Raw genomic sequence first — 17,639 nt, 5'->3', positions numbered from 1 at the left:
CCCGCCGCCGACATAGAGGCCGGTCCAGTGGTAGCTCGGCGTCTCGAGGCGGGCAGCCCCGCCATTGGCGGCGTTGAAGCGATAGCTGGCGGCCACCTGGAAGGTATGGCGAGAGGTGTCGAGGTTGAGCGTGCCGTCCGGCGCGCCGAACTGCGAAAGCAGGTCGTCCGTGGTGCTGAAGCGCGTGTAGCGATATTCGCCCTTGAGCGTCCAGTTGGCGTTGATGGCGGCTTCGGCGCCAATTCCGAGGAAATAGCCGCCCTGATCCCAGTCCATGCCGAAGCCGGCATTGGTGTCGAGCTTGTACTTCTGCCAGGCGTAGCCGCCCAGCACGTAAGCCAGCGTGTTCGGCGTCAAGAGATAGCCGGCGCGCACGCCGACGTCGAAGCCGTAGGTCTCCTTGACGTCGGCATCGAGGCCGAACGCGTCGAGCGAAGTCTTGATGGTGCCGACGTGAGCGTCGAGCAGGGCGCCCAGCAGGAAGCGCTGCGAGACCATATAGTCGTAACCGACGGTGGCTTCGCCATAGATGCCTTCGCCGCCGATGCCGTTGAGCGAGGCGCCCGGAAGGATATCGCCGCTGATCTCATGTACATTGGCGCCGGCGCCGACGCCGAAGCCGACATAGAGACCGCTCCAGTTGAAGCCCGGCGCCGCCTGCTCCTGCACAACGTCGGCGGCATGCGCGGCGGACGTCAAGGCGAGAACCGAAACGGCAGACAAAAGAATAGATTTCGCTGAAAAGCGCGTAAGCATAGCCCCAAACCCCATTTAAGAACCCGCCGCGTTTCTAGCAGGGGTTGTCTCAATCAGTGGTGGCAGAAATGCCACATGGGTAGGCAATCTGCCGTAACGAAAGGCGGAAACCGGCGATGCACCCAGAAATGGTCGGTCCGGTTGTGGATAGCCGCGGCGCCTGGACTTGCCGCTCGGTTGTAGCTGGGCCAGCCGCATGGACTGGCGGCTCGCGCGTACGCTCCCTTGGCTCGAGAAGACCAAGCTGCAGCGCTTTCCCCGTGCCTGGAATCTTGCCGCATGCCAGGGTTTGGCGGACCGCTCCCGCAAGTTACGCTGCGTTTAGCTCCGCCGTGTAAGAATCCGGACTCCGGAGGGCAGCTGGGCAATGTTGGACAACTACGAGGTGGACCGCTTTGGCGTGATCCACCAGATCGACTTCACACCGATCAAGTACGACAAACAATACATCTCCTATTACGAGGACCTGAGCGACCGGACCATCAAGCTCGGTTATCAGCGGCTTGGCTGGGTTCTGGGGGTAACCGGCGAGATCCCTCGCTCGGTGCTGGAGATTGGATACGGCACCGGCACCTTCGTCGAAGCCGCCAAGATTACCGGGGTCGCCGACTGCGCCGGCTGCGATATCGCCGAGTTTCCGCTGCCCACGGGTGTCCGCTTTGTCGGTTGGGATGAGGCGCTCGCCGGCGCGTGGGATCTCGTCGCCATGTTCGACGTGCTCGAACACATCCCGGATCTGGGGTTCCTAAGCCGCCTCAAGACCTGGCACCTAGCCGTCGCCGTCCCTTACTGCCGCTGGCGCGAGCTCGGCGCCGCCGGCGACGCCTGGTTCCGCACCTGGCGCATGCGCCTCCCCAACGAGCACCTGCACCACTTCGACCGCGACTCGCTGGTGGCGCTGCTTGCGCACAACGGCTACGAGTGCGTGACGCTGAACTCATTCGAGGACGGCATCAGGCTGCGGCCCGGCGAAGCGGGCCCGAACATTCTGTCCGGGTTTTTCAGGAAGCGGTAGGCGTTTCCATCGGCGCCCGCCAAGGTATAGCCGGCGAGGGGGCTCATGCGGGGACTACGCCACGTCTGCCGCGATGAACCAATCGTTGACTTCCCGTAATTCAGCACGAGCCTCTTCGAACCTACCCTGTGACCGCAATAGCTTCGCCAGACTGTTGGTTGCCTGCAACTCCCAGCTCCTGGCGCTCTGCCGCCGCGCAAAGGCAATCGCCTCGCGGAAGGAAGCCTCCGCCGCTCTGTCTCCTGCTCCATTTGCAAGTTCGATCTCACCGCGAATGCGAAGCAGGGCAGCTGTAAAGTAATGCTCGCCGATCTTTCCGGCCTCGCGCAGACCTTTCTCAACGGTCTCCGCCGCTATATCGAATTGCCCAGAGTTCATGAAAGCCTTGGCCAGTAAACCTAAATAACACGACTTGTCGACCTCCTGATCTTCAAGATCACTTTCGGTCAATGCCATCATGTGGCTTCCCCCCGGACTGTCATCGAGGTCAGATGCAGCCAGGCCGCCAAAAAAGCGCGCCACCCTTTCCCAGAGATTGAAGCCGTTTTCCTGCGCCAGCGGCAGGAGTTCATCCGCCAGTCGAGCGATCAAACTGCTCTCTTCGCGGAAGGCGAACAACACGCATCCGTTTCCCAGGCAGGCGGCCAGGCGATATGCCGACTGCTGCCGAACGGTCGCCTCCGCCTCGCGGTAGAGTTTCAGCGCTTGATGGCGATATCCCAGAATATGCAAGGTCCACGAAAGATAGATCATGGCCATGCTCGGAAAGTCGCTGCCGACCTTGTCTGCACTGCCCTTGTAGCTGAGAGCGTGCTCGAGATATTGCCGGGCCGCCACCAACTCGCCCTGACAGAACAGAGTCATCCCCTTGAACTGCAAACCTATGACGAGCGCGTTCAGGTAATCGCCCTGCTCGCCGACCCGAATTAACTCATCGCTGGCCGCAAGGGCCTTGCCAAACTGGCCTGAATTGAAATGGGTTCCGAAAAGCCCGTCGAGCGCCCTGATCGTCGATTCCGGTTCGCCGAGCTTCCCGCTCAGTGCTATGGCCCGCTGATATGCGGCGCTGCCTTCGCCCGTCACGTAGCCTTGCGCGGCATAGAGCACGTCGCCCAACTCCAGTTCGAAGCGAAGCAGCCTGCGGCTGCGATCGTCGGATTCAGGAAGGAGCTTTGCGGCTTCAAGGCCCTTCCTGAAAATACGCACTGCGTCGGCTTTTGCCCAGGTCTTAGCCGCCTTCACCCCTGCCAGCAGCCAGTAGTCGGCGGCGCGATCGAACAGACCTGCGTCGGCGAAATGTTCGGCGAGCACTTCGGGATAGGCTGCGTTGTGGTCGCGCAGTTCGAGACATTCGGCAATCGATTGGTGAACCTGCTGCGCGCGTTCGTGCAGCATCGTGCCTCTGGCGGCCTGCTGCAGGAGCACGTGGGTGAACGAAAAGCCCGCGCCGGCCGTCCCTCGCTCGGCTACGATCAGCCCCGTGCGCGTCAGGTCGCCAACTGCGGCGCGCAACTCCGCTTCGGGCCAATCGCAAATCTCGTGCAGGACGTCGAAATCGAATTTGCGGCCGATCGCCGCCGCGATCTGCGCAACTTCCTTGGCGGGCCCCAGCCTGTCGAGGCGGGCAAGCAGCGAGAACTGCAGGGAGTTTGGAATGTTGTTCGCAAGTGACGAACGCTTCGGCTGAGGCGCGTCCAGCCGCAACCCGGTTTCGACCACGCTCCGAGCAAGCTCCTCGATGTAGAGCGGGACGCCTTCACTGCGATCGAGCACCACTGAAACATCGGCAGCGAGCGCATTCGGACTGATGTCATGGACAATCGCCTCGGCATCCTCGCGGCCGAGCGCTTCAAGCCTGATGTGATGCACATCCGGCCTGTCGAACCATGGAACGGTTGCGTTGTTCCTGCTCGATACGAGCAACAGCGCAGGCGTCGAAGCCAGGCTGGCGACGATTTTGTCGAGAAGCTCGCGCGAGGTCGCGTCGGCCCATTGCTCATCTTCGAACAGGATCAGGATCGGGGTGGTACGCGCCAGATAACTGACCAGATCCATGAGCGCTTGCTCGGCGATGTTTCGCTGTCGTTCGGCGCTTATCCCCTCGAGCCTGTCCGGCCTGGTCGCAGGTATGCCGAGCAGGCTCGAGAAGATCGCCAGCGCGACGTCGCTGTACACCGAACCGATCGACAATGCGTTGCTGAGCTTTCGCAGCTTTTCTTCCGTCGAGTCAGCGTCCTCGATCGTTGCGATCCTCTGCAACTCTGCGAGGAATGGATAAAGGGTGCTGTTCTCAAAGGTCGGAGAACATTGCATGGTCAGTTGCGGAAAGCTGCGCAGGCGCTGCTGGACTTCGTTGAGCAACCGGGATTTGCCGATCCCCGACTCTCCCGAAACCCATACCGCATTGCCGCGCCTGTCGCGCGCGACGGTCTCCCAGCGCTCCATCAGCAGTCGCAATTCGGCGTTGCGGCCGCACAGCTTGGTCATATGCGCGCGCTTTGCAAAGCGGGTCGGGACCATGCGCTGCCGTTGCACCTGCCAGACCTGGACTGGCTCGGCGAATCCCTTCAGCTCATGTTTGCCGAACGTGGTGAAATCAATCGCGCCGCTCGCGGCCTCGAAGGTCGCCGCGTCGACAAGGATCGTATTCGGCTTGGCCAGTACCTGCAGCCGCGCCGCCAGATGCGCGACGTGGCCGAAGGCGACGGTGGACACTCCGCTCGGCGCACCGACGAACTCCCCCACCACGACCTGGCCGCTCGCGATACCCAACCTCACTTGCAGCGGATATCCCTGTTTTGCCGAGATGGTGGCCACCGCATCGATGATCTCGAGTGCCGCCAGCACCGCGAACTCGCTGTCGTCCTCGCCGGCTATTGGATAGCCGAAATAGACCTGGATGGCGTCGCCGATGTAGCTGGCGGTCACGCCCTTGTGGCGCCGAACGACGCTGCTGCAGGTCTGCAGAAAGCTCTCGATCAGGCGTTGGAAATCCTCGGGATCCAGGCGGTCGGCATATTCGGTCGACCCCACCATGTCGCAGAACAGGATGGTGAGATAACGCCGCTCCGCAACAGACTTCGCCGGACTGCTGGGCAAAATCGGGCTAGCCAATGGAACCGGCGTGGTCAAGCTCCGGGACCCTCCTTGGTGCGGCGACCATGTAGCGCCCGGTCATGTTATCGCAAATCCCGGCGCTCACCAGCCGCTTTCGATCGCGTCAAGGTGGATCATCGAAGCTCGCCGCACTGAACATCGGCGTAGATCAAATGGTCTGCCTCGCTGAATGCCGCCTGGCTCTGGTCGAAGCAGAACCGTTTGGGCACCAGGCGGATCAAGGTGCGTCGGTTGCATTCGCCAGGCAGGTCGATCTGGAAGGTGCGCGGCGAGATCGACGGCGTCGGATCGCTCCATTTCGTGTGACCGGCAAACGAAACGTTCTCGATCAGCAAGCTGGAGCCGGCTGAGCCGACTGGACCGGAGATGGCCTCGATGCTGGTGCCCTTTGCCTCCTCGATGCTCGGATATTCACCGTTTTGCGGCGGATCCCCGTTTGCCGGAATCGCGCCCGCGCTGACTGCCACATTGATCCTGACATCGTCGCGCTCTGGGACACCCCCGTAGCCGTTGCGAAAGGTCCAGCTTACGCGAAGGACACGATTTCTAACCGCCTCTCCGGGCGGTGGAGGCAAAACCTGGATCTTGGCATCGGCGAGCGAAGAGCCTTCATCCTCCGCCTCTGGCGCCGGGCAGCCAGTGTAGAGCGGGCGGTAGCCGCACTCGGAGCCACCGGCTCCCCATAGACAGTCGCTCAGCTTCCGCCAATCCTCTGAGCTCAGTCGCGGTGCGCTGGAGGACAGGTCATTGCCGGAACCCGGCAACATCCAGGGATGGATGCCGCCGCTGCCGGCCGCCCAGTCCGTCCGGTGTGCGGCTATCTCGCCATAGACCGTCTGTTCCTCGTGCAACTCGAGCAATTGAACCCAGGTTGGCAACGTGACCGTCGGCTCATGCCCCGCTGCGTCCGCGGCAAAACGGCGGCCCGTGACTTGTGTGGTAAGCGTATGGCAGCTTGTGCAGTTGCCCGTCGGATCTTCGACCGTTCTGGCCTGGCTGAGTTCATTGCGGTAGGTGCCGGTGTAGCCGGAGCCGACCACGCGGAACGGCGCGCCCGGCAGCCGCGGCCGATGCGGTAGAAAATCTCCCAGGCTGAAGGCGGTCGATCTGGAATCGCCGGCTGAACGGAAACCGACCCTGCTCTGTTCAATGTGCGGATCGATCACATAGGGGCTTTTGTTGTCATGGCATGCATGGCACGAGATCTGGAACGTGGGATCGTAGATTTTCTGCGCCGCAGCCCTTCCGACTTCATCGGAATAGTTGCGCCCGCCCGGCGGAACGAAGGGCTTTGACCAATCGAACTCGCTCCAGTCCTTGCGGCCGTCGAAGAAGACAATTTCTCCGGATTTCCGGTTGAACCCGATGGTGCCGAAGACGGAAAACCTCGGGTCCGATCGCGTCCAGAAGGGATCGGTGCTGACCTCCTGACTGATATTGGATTTTCTGCAGAGGAACAGCCATTCAACGTTGCCGCGCACGACCCTTACGACACGTGAGTTCAGCCCACAGTAGGTCGTGCTGCCGGTCAGCGAAGGCTTGTCGCACTTTGGCAATGTCGCCGTCCATTTCACCACCTCGCCGTTCTCGTTCCTGTGCTCGAACTCCAGCGGAGAGCCCGGTTTTATCGGATTGGGCTTGAGGTCGACGACATTGCCGTCGACTTCAACCGGAATGACCTTCATTTGCGGGCTGTCGCAATCGCCGTCGGGAATAGGACCGAACACCGCCCGCGCTTCATCGCCGGACCTGGTTATGACGTCGGTGCTCTTCGAGGCCGGCGCCCAGAAGATGTCGGGGTTCCATCGCGTAACGGCGTCGGCGAACGACCTCCGATCAGATTCAGCCTGAGCGAAAGCGAAATCGGAGCCTTGCCTCTCACCGGCTTGCGGCGTCGATACAAAAGCTAAATGTCGAAGCCCGATCGCCCCGGACAACAGGAGAAACGCAATGCCGAGGACAGCGGCGATCAGCGCAACGACACGCATTTCAGCCCACTGGAGCGTGCCAGTGAAACCATAGCCGATCTTCAGGCGTCATCGCTTCTTGGCTGCGACAGAGCCAACAACATAGTCGGCGTAGACTGTGAGCGATTGAAATCGCCACGTGCCGTCGTTGCCCTTCACAAAGGAGGCCCGGGCATCCGCCGAATAGTCAAGAACCGGTGCCGGAGAGTGGGAGTCCTGCAGAGTGACCAGGACTATCGATTTGGTATTCACTGTCTTATCGTCAACCACATCGAACAAGGTGTTGGTTACCAGATGCCGGGTCTGGAGTTGATCGGTTTTCATTTTCTTTAATATTATTTTCATCTGCTCAAGAAGATCGTCTGGCGACTCCGGGCCAAAGTCGAGTGTCAACTTGAGGATACTGTCGCCTGAACTGCAAATCTGATAGTAAGACGATTTCGGTTCCGCAAAGAGGGCAGTGAACGCGGCCGCATTTCTTTCGTCGATCGTCCAGGCATAGCGGGACAAAAGATCTTGAATTGCCTGGCGATCTTCGGCCGGAGGATTCTCGAGATTCCAACCGGAAGTAGCATCTGCGCATGAATCAGCTGAAGCAGTGCCGCTGAAAGCAACACAGAACCCGAAAACCAGGGCAAAATTTCTCAAACAATTAGTGATTATGCCTTTCCGACGCTCGCTCATGATGGCCCCCTCTATGGAGCTTGATGGGAAAGTACCCGTTTATCTTATACCACACCGAAAAAGGTGTCAGTCGAAATCAGTGACGTTCGCGGCCACGGACATGATTTCGTGTTCCTGAATTTCTGAATTTGCGGTAAGTTTGAATCCCCCGGCCCGCAGCAATTCATACCCAATTGCCAGGTGGCCGCGGGCGATTCTGGTATGTTATGGCAAACTAAAAACTCGCGTAGACGCAGCAACACCGTCTAATCGTGGTTATATGGGGGCGTAAAATGCCAAGTATTGTTCGGAAATTGGCACTTATACTGTCGTTTTTTTTTAGCGTTATCCCGCTGGCGTTTGCGCAGCAGAATCTGGAAATTGAGATAGTTCTGCAATCGCGCCTGCCTTCTTATGGAAACGATACCCCCCTTATTATTGACTTTACTCTCACCAACCGATCGCGCAGCTCGATCAGGGTGCTCAGCTGGACCACGCCGATCAACGGCGTCTCCGCGGACTTGTTCTCAGTGACGAGGGGATCGCAGCCAATTCAGTATATAGGCCGTTTGGCAAAGCGAGGAGAGCCCACTGAGGCTGACTTCATCAATATCGAGCCCGGGCAATCGATTTCGGCGCCCGTCGATCTGTCATTGTACTACGCTATCTATGAAGCAGGGAACTATGCCGTTACCTATGATACCGAGGGAGCGGATCTGCTGGTCGGCCGTCCAGGCGCCCTGAGACGGGCGGCAGTTGTGAGCAACGCTGCCACGTTCAGGCTTCTGTCAGGTCGGATTCCTCCACAGCGGGTACCGCTGTCGGTGCCCGAATTCGACCAGTGTGACAGTTCTCAACAGGATGATCTTGGAGCTGCGCTGGCGGAAGCAAGCAACATAGCCTCGGCTGCCCTGCAGGTTTTGCAGAACACGCCTCCAGCCCAGCAACCCAGTTCCCAAAGATATCTGACCTGGTTCGGGGCGCATACCGCGGGGCTGTACGCAAGGGTCGCCGGAAATTTCTCGAAGATTTCGGATGCTCTCAGAAACAAGGCGATATCATTTGGATGCCACGGCAGCGATTGCGAACCAATCGACTATGCATATGTCTACCCGGACCAGCCTTACAAGATTTTTGTCTGTAGCAAGTTCTGGTACGCCGCCCTGCAAGGAACGGATTCGAGATCCGGAACCATCATACACGAAGTGAGTCACTTTGGCGTCGTCGCGGCGACAAGGGATTATGTCTATGGCCAAAATGACGCCAAGACACTCGCGGCTGAAAACCCACCTAGAGCCACATATAACGCTGACAATCATGAATACTTTGCCGAGAACAACCCGGATCTTCCGATGTGAGGAACGCCACACGCAACTGAGCTAGCATGGTCAGTTGGGAAGAGGCGCTTGCTTAGCTCTTGGGATCTCGTCGCCATGTTCGACGTGCTCGAGCACATCCCGGATCTGACTTTCCTCGGCCGCCTCAAGACCCGGCACCTGGCCGTCGCCGTCCCTTATTGCCGCTGGCGTGAGCTCGGCGCCGACGGCGACGCCTGGTTCCGCACCTGGCGCATGCGCCTCCCCAACGAGCACCTGCACCACTTCGACCCCGACTCGCTGGTGGCGCTGCTCGCCTACAACGGCTACGAGTGCGTGACGCTGAACTCATTCGAGGACGGCATCAGGCTGCGCCCCGGCGAAGCGGGCCCGAACATTCTGTCCGGGTTCTTTAGGAAGGTGTAGGCCTGCCAAGGCAGTGCCGGGCAGGGGGGCGTCCTCACGCGCGGCCTTCAGCTCCGCGAGCCAATCGGCGCATCGGGCGAGGAAAGATTGGCTCAACGGGGGATCGCAACCGGGTGTGCTACGGCATGTGCGCCGATAGATCATCGAATTGCGATGCGCCTAAAGACTTTGAGCAACCTAATTTGAGCACTATCTATAATTAACGTGTATTACTCAATTCAATAGGATATTGCGCAAAATTGTCAATTAGACTATCCGGTTATTCCCGCTTTCGCGAAAAGGTGCGCGGGAGACACCAATCAGAACTCGTGCATTCGTTGCTAGTCCAAGAGAGGAACAAGGGACGCCTGAATCGGCTTAAGACAAGAGGATTCCAGCTTGCGGGCCGGGTATTTGTCTGACATAATTTCGCGTTTCTAAGTTTTACACTGGGCAATTGGGGCATAGTGATGGCTAAGGAATCTTCGACGGCCGCTTCTTCAGCAAGCAAAGCGGAAGCAAATCTGATAGGTAATGCAGAGGGAAACGGGCTGAACTTTATGGCTCCCCAAGCGCGCGACGGCGGGCCCGGCGGTGACGCTCCAGGTGTCGACAAGATACGCGATCTGCTGTTCGGCAATCAGATGCAGGACTATGATCGCCGCTTCTCCAAACTTGAGGAACGGTTCCTGCAGCGGTTCAAGGATGTCGAATCCGAGGCCAAGCGCAATCTTGAGACCTACGAGTCGAATGCCAAGAAGCAGGTCGACTCGCTGGCGACGCAGTTGCGGAACGAAAAAGATGCGCGGGCCGAGGCCGACAAGGAGATCGACCGCAATCTTCGCGATCAAAATCAGGCGCTTGAAAAGCAGGTGCGCGCTTTGTCTGATCAATTGAGCGAGCTCGAGCGCGAAATAGCGGATCGCATGAACAGAAGCGACCAATTGCTGCGCGAGGAAATCAAGCAAAAGAATGAAAGCGCTCAAATGCTGATGGAGAAGATCTTTTCCGATCTCAGCAACGTCAAGACCGACCGGAATCTTTTGGCCGGCCTGTTTGTCGAGGTCGCGAAATGTCTCAATCAGGATCCCGTCGGCAGCAAGGGCAATTCGGAGCGTGGCTGGAAAGTGAGTTGATCGGAAGTTGACGTCGAGCGTCGAACCAATCAGCCTTCCTCAAAGACCAGCTTCGAACGATACCGGGATTGATCGCGAGGCTCTGGCTCGCCTGTTGGTGGAAATTGCCCGGAACGTCGATCCGGACAACCATGCGCTTTACGAAGGAATCCCAGCCGCCGATCATCGGCTGGAAAGGCTTCGCCAACTGCTCGTCGGCCACGAAATCTCGGAACTTTCACGCGTTACGCACCTGCTCGACGAACCTGAGCAGCTTGCGGCTGCAGTGGGGAGCGTTCTCCCCACCGCAGCCGCAGGGGCGTCTCTTGTGCAGCTCGGCGAGGCCCTTGCGCCAGCTGTCGAGAGGGCTGCGCAACGGTCCATCCAGAAGAACCCCAGCGCGCTGACCGATATATTGTATCCGGTGTTTCTGCCGGCCATTCGCAAGTCGATTGGCGAAAAGATTGACCAGACCTTCCAGTCGCTGAATGAATCTTTAAGGCATATATTTACCTGGCATGGCCTCAAGTGGAGATTTGAGGCCTGGAGAACGGGAACAAGCTTCTCCGAAGTCGTTCTCAAGCATTCTCTCGTCTATCGCGTGGAGCATGTCTTTCTCATCAGCCGCAGCTCCGGGCTTTTGATCGCGCATGTAACGGCCGAAAACGCGACCAGCGAAGACCCTCAACTGATTTCCTCGATGCTCAGCGCAATCCAGGATTTTGTGAAGGACTCGTTCAACGAGAAAGAAAACAGCGGCCTGGACACCATCCGGTTCGGAGAGCTTCGCCTCTGGTCGGAAGTCGGACCGTTTGCGACGCTGGTTGCGGTGATCAGGGGAAATCCGCCGGAGGAGTTGCATGACGTAATCCGCGACGTATTGCTTCGCATCCATGATCAGTCCTCGCAGGCTTTGGAGCGCTTCGACGGGGACACCTCGCAGTTACCCGGCGTAGAGACCCAGTTGCAGACCTGTGTCGAGCTGCAGCATACGGATTCAAAAGAGGGATTCCCGTGGCTGGTGGTGATGGCAGCCCTGCTGATTCTGACTGCGGCAGGCGCCTGGTTCTTTCTTTCCTGGCAAGCCGGGCAGCGCTGGCAGACGTATCTGTCGCGACTGGCGACGCAGCCGGGGATCGTCGTTTCCAAACAAGAAATTCGCGGCGGCCAGTTCTACATTGCCGGCCTGAGAGACCCGCTCGCCGCCGACCCGCAGTCGCTGTTGTCGGGAACGGAGGTCGATCCCGCCCGCGTTCATTCAAACTGGCAGTTCTATCAGAGCCTCGAGCCGGAATTCGTGCTGAAGCGGCTGACGGCGTCGCTGGCGCCGCCGGATTCGGTGCGGCTTTCAGTAGTCAATGGTCGCATCGTCGCCGAGGGTGAGGCGACCACCACATGGATCAACCGGGCGCGGGCCGCCGCCCAGCAGCTTTCGGCAGGCGGCCCGGTCTTCGACATCTCCGGGGTCCGCGATGTGAGCGCCGAGGAACGCTGGCAGGCCTATGTGTCGCAACTGGAGACCCAGCCTGGCATCATCGTCGCCGATCAGAATGTGCGCGACGGCCAATTCTATATCACCGGTCTGAGAGACCCGCTTGCCGCCGACCCGCAGTCGCTGTTGGCCGCAACGCAGGTCGATCCCGCGCGTGTTCATGCAAGCTGGCAATTCTACCAGAGCCTTGAGCCGCAGTTCGTGCTGAAGCGGCTGACTGCGTCGCTGGCGCCGCCGGATTCTGTGCGGCTTTCAGTAGTCAATGATCGCATCGTTGCCGCGGGTGAGGCCACCACTGCGTGGATCAACCGGGCGCGGGCCGCCGCCCAGCAGCTTTCAGCCGGCGGCCCGGTCTTCGACATCTCCGGGGTCCGTGATGTGAGCCCCGAGGAGCGCTGGCAGGCCTATGTGTCGCGACTGGAGACGCAGCCCGGCATCATCGTCGCCCAACAGAATGTGCGCGATGGCCAATTCTATATTACCGGCCTGAGAGACCCGCTTGCCGTCGACCCGCAGTCGCTGCTGTCGGGGACGCAGGTCGATCCCGCTCGTGTTCATGCAAGCTGGCAATTCTATCAGAGCCTTGAGCCGGTGTTCGTGTTGAAGCGGCTGACGGCGTCGCTGTATCCGACGGATAAAGTGCGACTTTCGATCGTCAATGACCGCATCGTTGCCGAGGGTGAGGCTCCCGACACCTGGATAGATCGGGCGCGCGCAGCGGCACGACAGCTTTCAGTAGGCGGACCGGAGTTCGACATCTCCAAGGTTCGTGATGTGAGCCCCGATGCACGCGCGGCGGAGCATTGGCAGTATTATGTGTCGCGACTTGAGGCCCAACCGGGAATCATCGTTGCTCAACAAACGGCGAGGGGCGGACATTTCTACATTTCCGGTCTGAGAGACCCTCTTGCCGCCGACCCGCAAGCTCTGCTGTCCGGAACGGAGGTTGATCCTGCCCGCGTTCATTCACAGTGGCAATTCTATCAGAGTCTTGATCCGAAGTTCGTGGTGAAGCGGCTGACGGCGTCCCTGTCCCCGCCGAAATCGGTTCGGCTTTCGATCGTCCAGGGTCGCATCGTTGTCGTGGGCGAGGCTCCTGCCGGCTGGATCAGCCGGGCGCAGGCCGCCGCCGACCAACTTTCGGCGGACGGAGTGGTTCTGGATGTCTCGCAACTGCGCGAGTTGAACCTTGCAGAACTTAATCATTTGAGAGAGGCCATCCAGACGACCGATATTTTCTTCTCTTCCGGTAGAGTTGTCCCGGGACCGGAGCAGACGCCGATACTCGACAGATTGGCTGATCAGTTGAAGGAATTCGCCGAAAATGCCCGCAAGGCAGGCGTGACAGCGCGGTTCATGTTGACCGGCCATTCGGACACAACGGGCCGTGAGACGGCCAACGCGTCGATCAGCGCCGCCCGCGCCGAGACAGTTCGCGCGCTTCTCAACAAGCGCGGCGTCGCTCCGGAACTGCTGCTGGTTCGGGGCGCCGGCACCTTTGAGCCGGCGGTGCCCGAAAATGAAAATAGTCGAACTGGGAACTCCACCAATCGCCGGGTTTCGGTTACGGTGAACCTGGAGTAGTGCGGAGCCCAGGATGCTGCAAAAAAAGATCTGCATGTTGGGTGGGTTTGCTGTCGGAAAGACGAGCCTGGTACGCAGGTTTGTCCAAAGCATCTTCTCGGAAAACTACCTGACCACGGTTGGCGTGAAAATCGACAAGAAGAGCGTCACGTTACCGGACAAAACCGTGGATCTGATTTTGTGGGATTTGGCCGGCGAAGACGATATCGGTTCATTCCGCGTCAGCTATGTACGAGGTGCGACCGGGCTCGTGCTTGTCGTCGATGGAACCCGGCCCGCTACTCTTGCCGTGGCGCTCACGCTGCGCGAGCGGGCCGAGGCCGAATTCGGCGCCATGCCGTTCGTATTGCTGTTCAACAAATCCGATCTGGCCGATCGGTGGGCAATATCGGATGGTGAGATTGACGAACTGAAGCAACGTGGATGGCAAATCTATCTGACAAGCGCGCTTTCGGGCGAACATGTTGATGATGCGTTTCGTCAGCTTGCTTCGATGATCGCCAAGTAGACCATGCCCAGAGTGCCGAAAGAAGTCAGAAGCTGGATATACGATTTCTTCTATAATGAGCGCTCTGCCGCATATCTGAAAATTGACGCCCGGCAATACATAGTCGCGAAGGGCGGCAGCACCGAACATTACGGGCTCTCGTCGCTTCGCATTGGCAAGCCCGTTGCCGATCAGCTTGAATTCATGGAAGGGCTGCTTCCTTGCCCGGAGCTTCCATATCAAATGCCCATGGTGGAACTGCCCGGCGGGCGTGTCGCGGACCTTCATCTCTTTGGCGACGGCGGCACGGTGTGGCTGCTCTTTCTCGACGCTACTCCCGAACGCGACAACCAGCAGCGGCTTCAACAGAAGGCATATGAAATGACGCTCCTGCAGGAGAGAGAGCGTCAACTCAATGCGAAGCTGCAGTCGACGAACGAGGCATTGAGGGAGAGCCAGGAGGGTTTGTCGCGCGAATACCGGCGCGCCGAATCCCTGCTCCTCAACATTCTTCCCGCATCGATCGCGGAGCGGCTGAAAGCGGACGAGCAAATTGCAGACAACCACGCAGAGGTCAGCGTGCTTTTTGCCGACATCGTCGGTTTTACGGAAAGAGCGCGGAGCGTCGGAGCCACGACGACGCTCGCTATCTTGAATTACTTCTTCAAGGCGGCGGATCTGCTCTCGGAACAACACGGCTGCGAAAAGATCAAGACCATCGGCGATTGTGTCATGGCGGTCGCCGGCCTGCCCACCGCGCGATCCGACCATGCGCAAGCCCTTGCGAACTATGCGCTTGAGCTGCGGGACGCGGCCAGGCGGGAGCGCTTCGCCGGCGAACCGCTAAGTCTCAGAATTGGAATTCACTCCGGACCGATCGTGGCGGGCGTCATAGGCAAAAGGCGGTTTGTCTATGACCTGTGGGGCGACACCGTCAATCTCGCCGCGCGCATTCAAAAGGCCGCGGAGCCTGATGAAATCCGTATTTCGGATGCAACCCACCAATTGCTCGGATCGGATTTTACTTGCGACCCGCTCGGGGAAACGGAATTGCGTGGCACCGGTCGTGTGCGAATGTGGCGGCTCCCGGCCTGATTTGCCGCTTGGCGGTGCCGACCCACCTTAAGCCAGTCAAACATCATTGTTTAGAATGTCCGCAGAGGTGCGCGAAGCTGTCGAGCACCAAGCGACCGCCAACGGTCTGTCCTGGGTCAACTCAGGACATCGGATCCTGAGATGCAACGTCCGCTGTCATTCTTCCCTGCACCGCCAGCAATTTGCGTTGGTTCGGTGGGAGGACGACGCGGACCTGTACTAGCTAGCGCGAGCGGACAGCTGCTTCTGTTATCCCACCCCCCTTGGCAACCCCTCCACCTTCCCTTAATCTCGCCTTTGAGAAAACCTTTTCCCAAATCGCTCCGCGTCCGCTGACCTCACCCGTCATCTTCGCGCAGGCGGCAAGAGAAAACCTTTTCCCAACTCAGGGAATTCGCCGCGACCATGTCTTCCGACGCCGAGCCGGCGCCAGTTTCCGCCAAGCCGCCGGTCACCCTGCGCGAGGTGGCGGCCGCGGCCGGGGTCAGCGTGGCGACGGCGTCCAGGGCGCTGAACGGGCAGGGGCGCATGACCGCCGAGACGCGCGAGCGCATTCGCGAGACGGCGCGGCGGCTCGGTTTCCGGCCGAACAGCCTGGCGCAGAGCCTACTTCGTAAGCGGAGCTTTACCGTCGGCCTGCTCACCAACGATACTTATGGCCGCTTCTCGCTGCCGCTGATGGCGGGCGTTTCGGATGCGCTGGTCGACAATGGCGTGTCGGTGTTCCTGTGCAATGTCGAGGACGACACGCGGCTCGGCCAGTTGCATGTCGAGGCCATGCTCGACAAGCGCGTCGACGGCATCATCGCCACGGGAAAACGCATCGACCGCCACCTGCCGGTCGACCTCTCCAATCTGCGCGTGCCCGTCGTCTATGCCTTCACCCAGCCCGATCCCGGCGCGGTAGGCCTTGTCTCCGACGATGCCGGCGGCGCGCGGCTGGCGGTCGAGCACTTTTTGCGGCTCGGGCGCCGCCGCATCGCCCATGTCAGCGGCCCGGAGAGCTTCGCGGTGGTGCACGCGCGCGCGCAAGCCTACCGCGATGTTCTCGAGGAGAACGGCCTGCCGGTCGCCGAGCCGCTGCTGGGCGCCTGGTCGGAAGCCTGGGGCCACGAGGCGGTGGCAAAGCTGTTCGGCAAGGCGGGCAGGGAAGGCTGGCCGGACGCGGTCTTCTGCGGCAACGACCAGATCGCCCGCGGCGTCATCGACGCGCTGCGCGAGCGCGGCATCAGCGTGCCCGACGATGTCGGCGTCATCGGCTTCGACAATTGGGAGATCGTGGCCGAGGCGACGCGCCCGCCGCTCACCTCGGTCGACATGAATCTTTCGACGCTCGGCCGCGAGGCCGGGCTTGCCCTGCTTTCGCTCGTGGGCGGCCAGCCGGCCGCGCCGGGCATCAGGAAACTGCCGTGCCGGCTGGTGGTGCGTCAGTCATGCGGCCGTCCGCCGGGCGGCTGAGGCAGAAACGAAACGGCCGTCGCGCAACGGCCAAACCGGGAGGAGAACCATGAGGAGGAATATCGTGAAGACCTTGATCGCCAAGTTCGCGCTTGCCGCGGCCGTGATCGGCGGCGGCCTGCAGGCCGCGTCCGCCGAGACCGCCAACATCTGGGTGCGCGCCGACGGCTCGAACTTCATGCCGCGCATCGTCGACGCCTTCAACAAGGCGCATAAGGACCAGATCAAGCTCGACATCATTCCGAACGCCGAGATCATCCCGAAATATGGCGCCGCCGCCGCCGGCGGCACCGCGCCCGACGCGCTGTCGCTCGACCTGATCTACACGCCGTCCTTCTCCGCCGCCGGCCAGCTCGAGGACATCACCGACTGGGCGAAATCCTTGCCCTATTTTTCCAGCCTGTCGCCGGCGCATGTGAAGACCGGCACCTATAAGGGCCGCATCTACGGCCTGCCGTTCTCGGCCGACTCATCGGTGCTGATCTGGAACAAGAAGCTGTTCAAGCAGGCGGGGCTCGATCCCGAGAAGGGGCCGGCCAACTGGGCCGAGATCGAGGCCGACGCCGAGAAGGTCAACGCGCTCGGCGGCGACATCAAGGGCTTCTATTTCTCCGGCAATTGCGGCGGCTGCAACATCTTCACCTTCACACCGCTGATCTGGGCCTCGGGCGGCGACATCCTCTCCGAGGATGGCTCGAAGGCGACGCTGGACAGCCCGCAACTGCGCGGCGCCATCGACCTCTACCGCTCGATGGTGAAGAAGGGCCTGGTGCCTGAAGGCGCGCAGACCGACACCGGCGCCAATTTCTTCGCCGCCTTCGCCGGCGGCAAGATCGGCATTTCGCCGTCCGGCGCCTTCGCCATCGGCGCGCTCAACACCCAATATCCCGACGTCGACTACGGCATCACTTTCCTGCCGGGCAAGGATGGCGGCTGGTCGTCCTTTGCCGGCGGCGACAATTTCGTCGTCACCAAGGGCACCAAGAAGATCGCCGTGGTGAAGGAGTTTTTGGACTTCGCCTATTCGCTGGAAGGCCAGACCATCCTCGCCAAATACGGCAGCCTGCCGGTGCGCGGCGACATCGCCAAGGACGCGCTGAAGGACCTCGATCCGCGCTACCAGGTGGCGGCCGAGGCGATGGCCAAGGGCAAGACCCCCTATACGGTGG

Annotated in this window: 13 protein-coding genes; 9 read left to right on the top strand and 4 right to left on the bottom strand. The window is 60.3% G+C overall.

What is annotated here, in order from left to right; genetic code table 11:
* The coding region (locus EOA29_RS07130) for a porin family protein (RefSeq protein WP_245468431.1) at positions 1-699 on the bottom strand (699 nt) is incomplete at its 3' end.
* 424 nt (positions 700-1,123) lie between these two features.
* Here EOA29_RS07130 and EOA29_RS07125 point away from each other — a divergent pair.
* Positions 1,124-1,771 carry a class I SAM-dependent methyltransferase gene (locus tag EOA29_RS07125; RefSeq protein WP_126094401.1) on the top strand — a complete coding sequence of 216 codons (648 nt, stop codon included), beginning with the start codon at positions 1,124-1,126 and terminating at the stop codon, positions 1,769-1,771.
* Between the two features lie 54 nt (positions 1,772-1,825).
* On the opposite strand, the gene EOA29_RS07120 is transcribed toward EOA29_RS07125, so the two are convergent.
* From EOA29_RS07120 to EOA29_RS07110, 3 genes are all read right to left on the bottom strand, one after another.
* Positions 1,826-4,903 carry an adenylate/guanylate cyclase domain-containing protein gene (locus tag EOA29_RS07120; RefSeq protein WP_126094400.1) on the bottom strand — a complete coding sequence of 1,026 codons (3,078 nt, stop codon included), beginning with the start codon at positions 4,901-4,903 and terminating at the stop codon, positions 1,826-1,828.
* 98 nt (positions 4,904-5,001) lie between these two features.
* Entirely contained in the window at positions 5,002-6,825 is a 1,824-nt protein-coding gene (locus EOA29_RS07115; RefSeq protein ID WP_210213123.1) for a hypothetical protein, read from the bottom strand.
* A 99-nt stretch (positions 6,826-6,924) separates the two neighbouring features.
* The gene (locus tag EOA29_RS07110) at positions 6,925-7,539 is read right to left on the bottom strand and encodes a nuclear transport factor 2 family protein (protein WP_126094398.1); all 615 of its coding nucleotides are present in this window, start codon (positions 7,537-7,539) and stop codon (positions 6,925-6,927) included.
* Positions 7,540-7,811: 272 nt separating this feature from the next.
* On the opposite strand from EOA29_RS07110, the gene EOA29_RS07105 reads away from it, so the two are divergent.
* The 8 genes from EOA29_RS07105 to EOA29_RS07065 all read left to right on the top strand — a co-directional run.
* Positions 7,812-8,876, top strand: coding sequence for a M35 family metallo-endopeptidase (locus EOA29_RS07105; protein ID WP_126094397.1), 1,065 nt, complete (start codon positions 7,812-7,814; stop codon positions 8,874-8,876).
* Between the two features lie 75 nt (positions 8,877-8,951).
* A complete protein-coding gene (locus tag EOA29_RS07100; RefSeq protein WP_245464700.1) occupies positions 8,952-9,260 on the top strand; it encodes a class I SAM-dependent methyltransferase in 309 nt (102 codons plus the stop codon).
* Positions 9,261-9,709: 449 nt separating this feature from the next.
* Positions 9,710-10,375: a hypothetical protein gene (locus EOA29_RS07090; RefSeq protein ID WP_126094396.1), complete on the top strand. Its 666-nt coding sequence runs from the start codon at positions 9,710-9,712 to the stop codon at positions 10,373-10,375.
* Positions 10,376-10,382: 7 nt separating this feature from the next.
* Positions 10,383-13,430: an OmpA family protein gene (locus tag EOA29_RS07085; RefSeq protein WP_126094395.1), complete on the top strand. Its 3,048-nt coding sequence runs from the start codon at positions 10,383-10,385 to the stop codon at positions 13,428-13,430.
* Positions 13,431-13,443: 13 nt separating this feature from the next.
* The gene (locus tag EOA29_RS07080) at positions 13,444-13,938 is read left to right on the top strand and encodes a Rab family GTPase (RefSeq protein ID WP_126094394.1); all 495 of its coding nucleotides are present in this window, start codon (positions 13,444-13,446) and stop codon (positions 13,936-13,938) included.
* 3 nt (positions 13,939-13,941) lie between these two features.
* Entirely contained in the window at positions 13,942-15,012 is a 1,071-nt protein-coding gene (locus EOA29_RS07075; RefSeq protein WP_126094393.1) for an adenylate/guanylate cyclase domain-containing protein, read from the top strand.
* A gap of 405 nt (positions 15,013-15,417) precedes the next feature.
* On the top strand, positions 15,418-16,470 hold the full coding sequence (locus tag EOA29_RS07070; RefSeq protein ID WP_127220647.1) for a LacI family DNA-binding transcriptional regulator: 1,053 nt from the start codon (positions 15,418-15,420) through the stop codon (positions 16,468-16,470).
* A gap of 64 nt (positions 16,471-16,534) precedes the next feature.
* Positions 16,535-17,639 (top strand): sugar ABC transporter substrate-binding protein (locus EOA29_RS07065; protein ID WP_145969632.1); only part of this gene is annotated, 1,105 nt, incomplete at its 3' end.

Origin of the sequence: Mesorhizobium sp. M1E.F.Ca.ET.063.01.1.1 (assembly GCF_003998155.1) — a bacterium.
Taxonomy (GTDB): Bacteria; Pseudomonadota; Alphaproteobacteria; order Rhizobiales; family Rhizobiaceae; genus Mesorhizobium.
The sequence above is the reverse complement of the archived record's forward strand: the minus strand, read 5'-3'. Positions and strand labels throughout refer to the sequence as shown.

What these genes read in the sequence shown, in the direction of transcription:
- EOA29_RS07125 (WP_126094401.1), top strand. Translation starts at nt 1,124, where the DNA reads ATGTTGGACAACTACGAGGTGGACCGCTTTGGCGTGATCCACCAGATC.
- EOA29_RS07110 (WP_126094398.1), bottom strand. Translation starts at nt 7,539, where the DNA reads ATGAGCGAGCGTCGGAAAGGCATAATCACTAATTGTTTGAGAAATTTT.
- EOA29_RS07105 (WP_126094397.1), top strand. Translation starts at nt 7,812, where the DNA reads ATGCCAAGTATTGTTCGGAAATTGGCACTTATACTGTCGTTTTTTTTT.
- EOA29_RS07100 (WP_245464700.1), top strand. Translation starts at nt 8,952, where the DNA reads ATGTTCGACGTGCTCGAGCACATCCCGGATCTGACTTTCCTCGGCCGC.
- EOA29_RS07090 (WP_126094396.1), top strand. Translation starts at nt 9,710, where the DNA reads ATGGCTAAGGAATCTTCGACGGCCGCTTCTTCAGCAAGCAAAGCGGAA.
- EOA29_RS07080 (WP_126094394.1), top strand. Translation starts at nt 13,444, where the DNA reads ATGCTGCAAAAAAAGATCTGCATGTTGGGTGGGTTTGCTGTCGGAAAG.
- EOA29_RS07075 (WP_126094393.1), top strand. Translation starts at nt 13,942, where the DNA reads ATGCCCAGAGTGCCGAAAGAAGTCAGAAGCTGGATATACGATTTCTTC.
- EOA29_RS07070 (WP_127220647.1), top strand. Translation starts at nt 15,418, where the DNA reads ATGTCTTCCGACGCCGAGCCGGCGCCAGTTTCCGCCAAGCCGCCGGTC.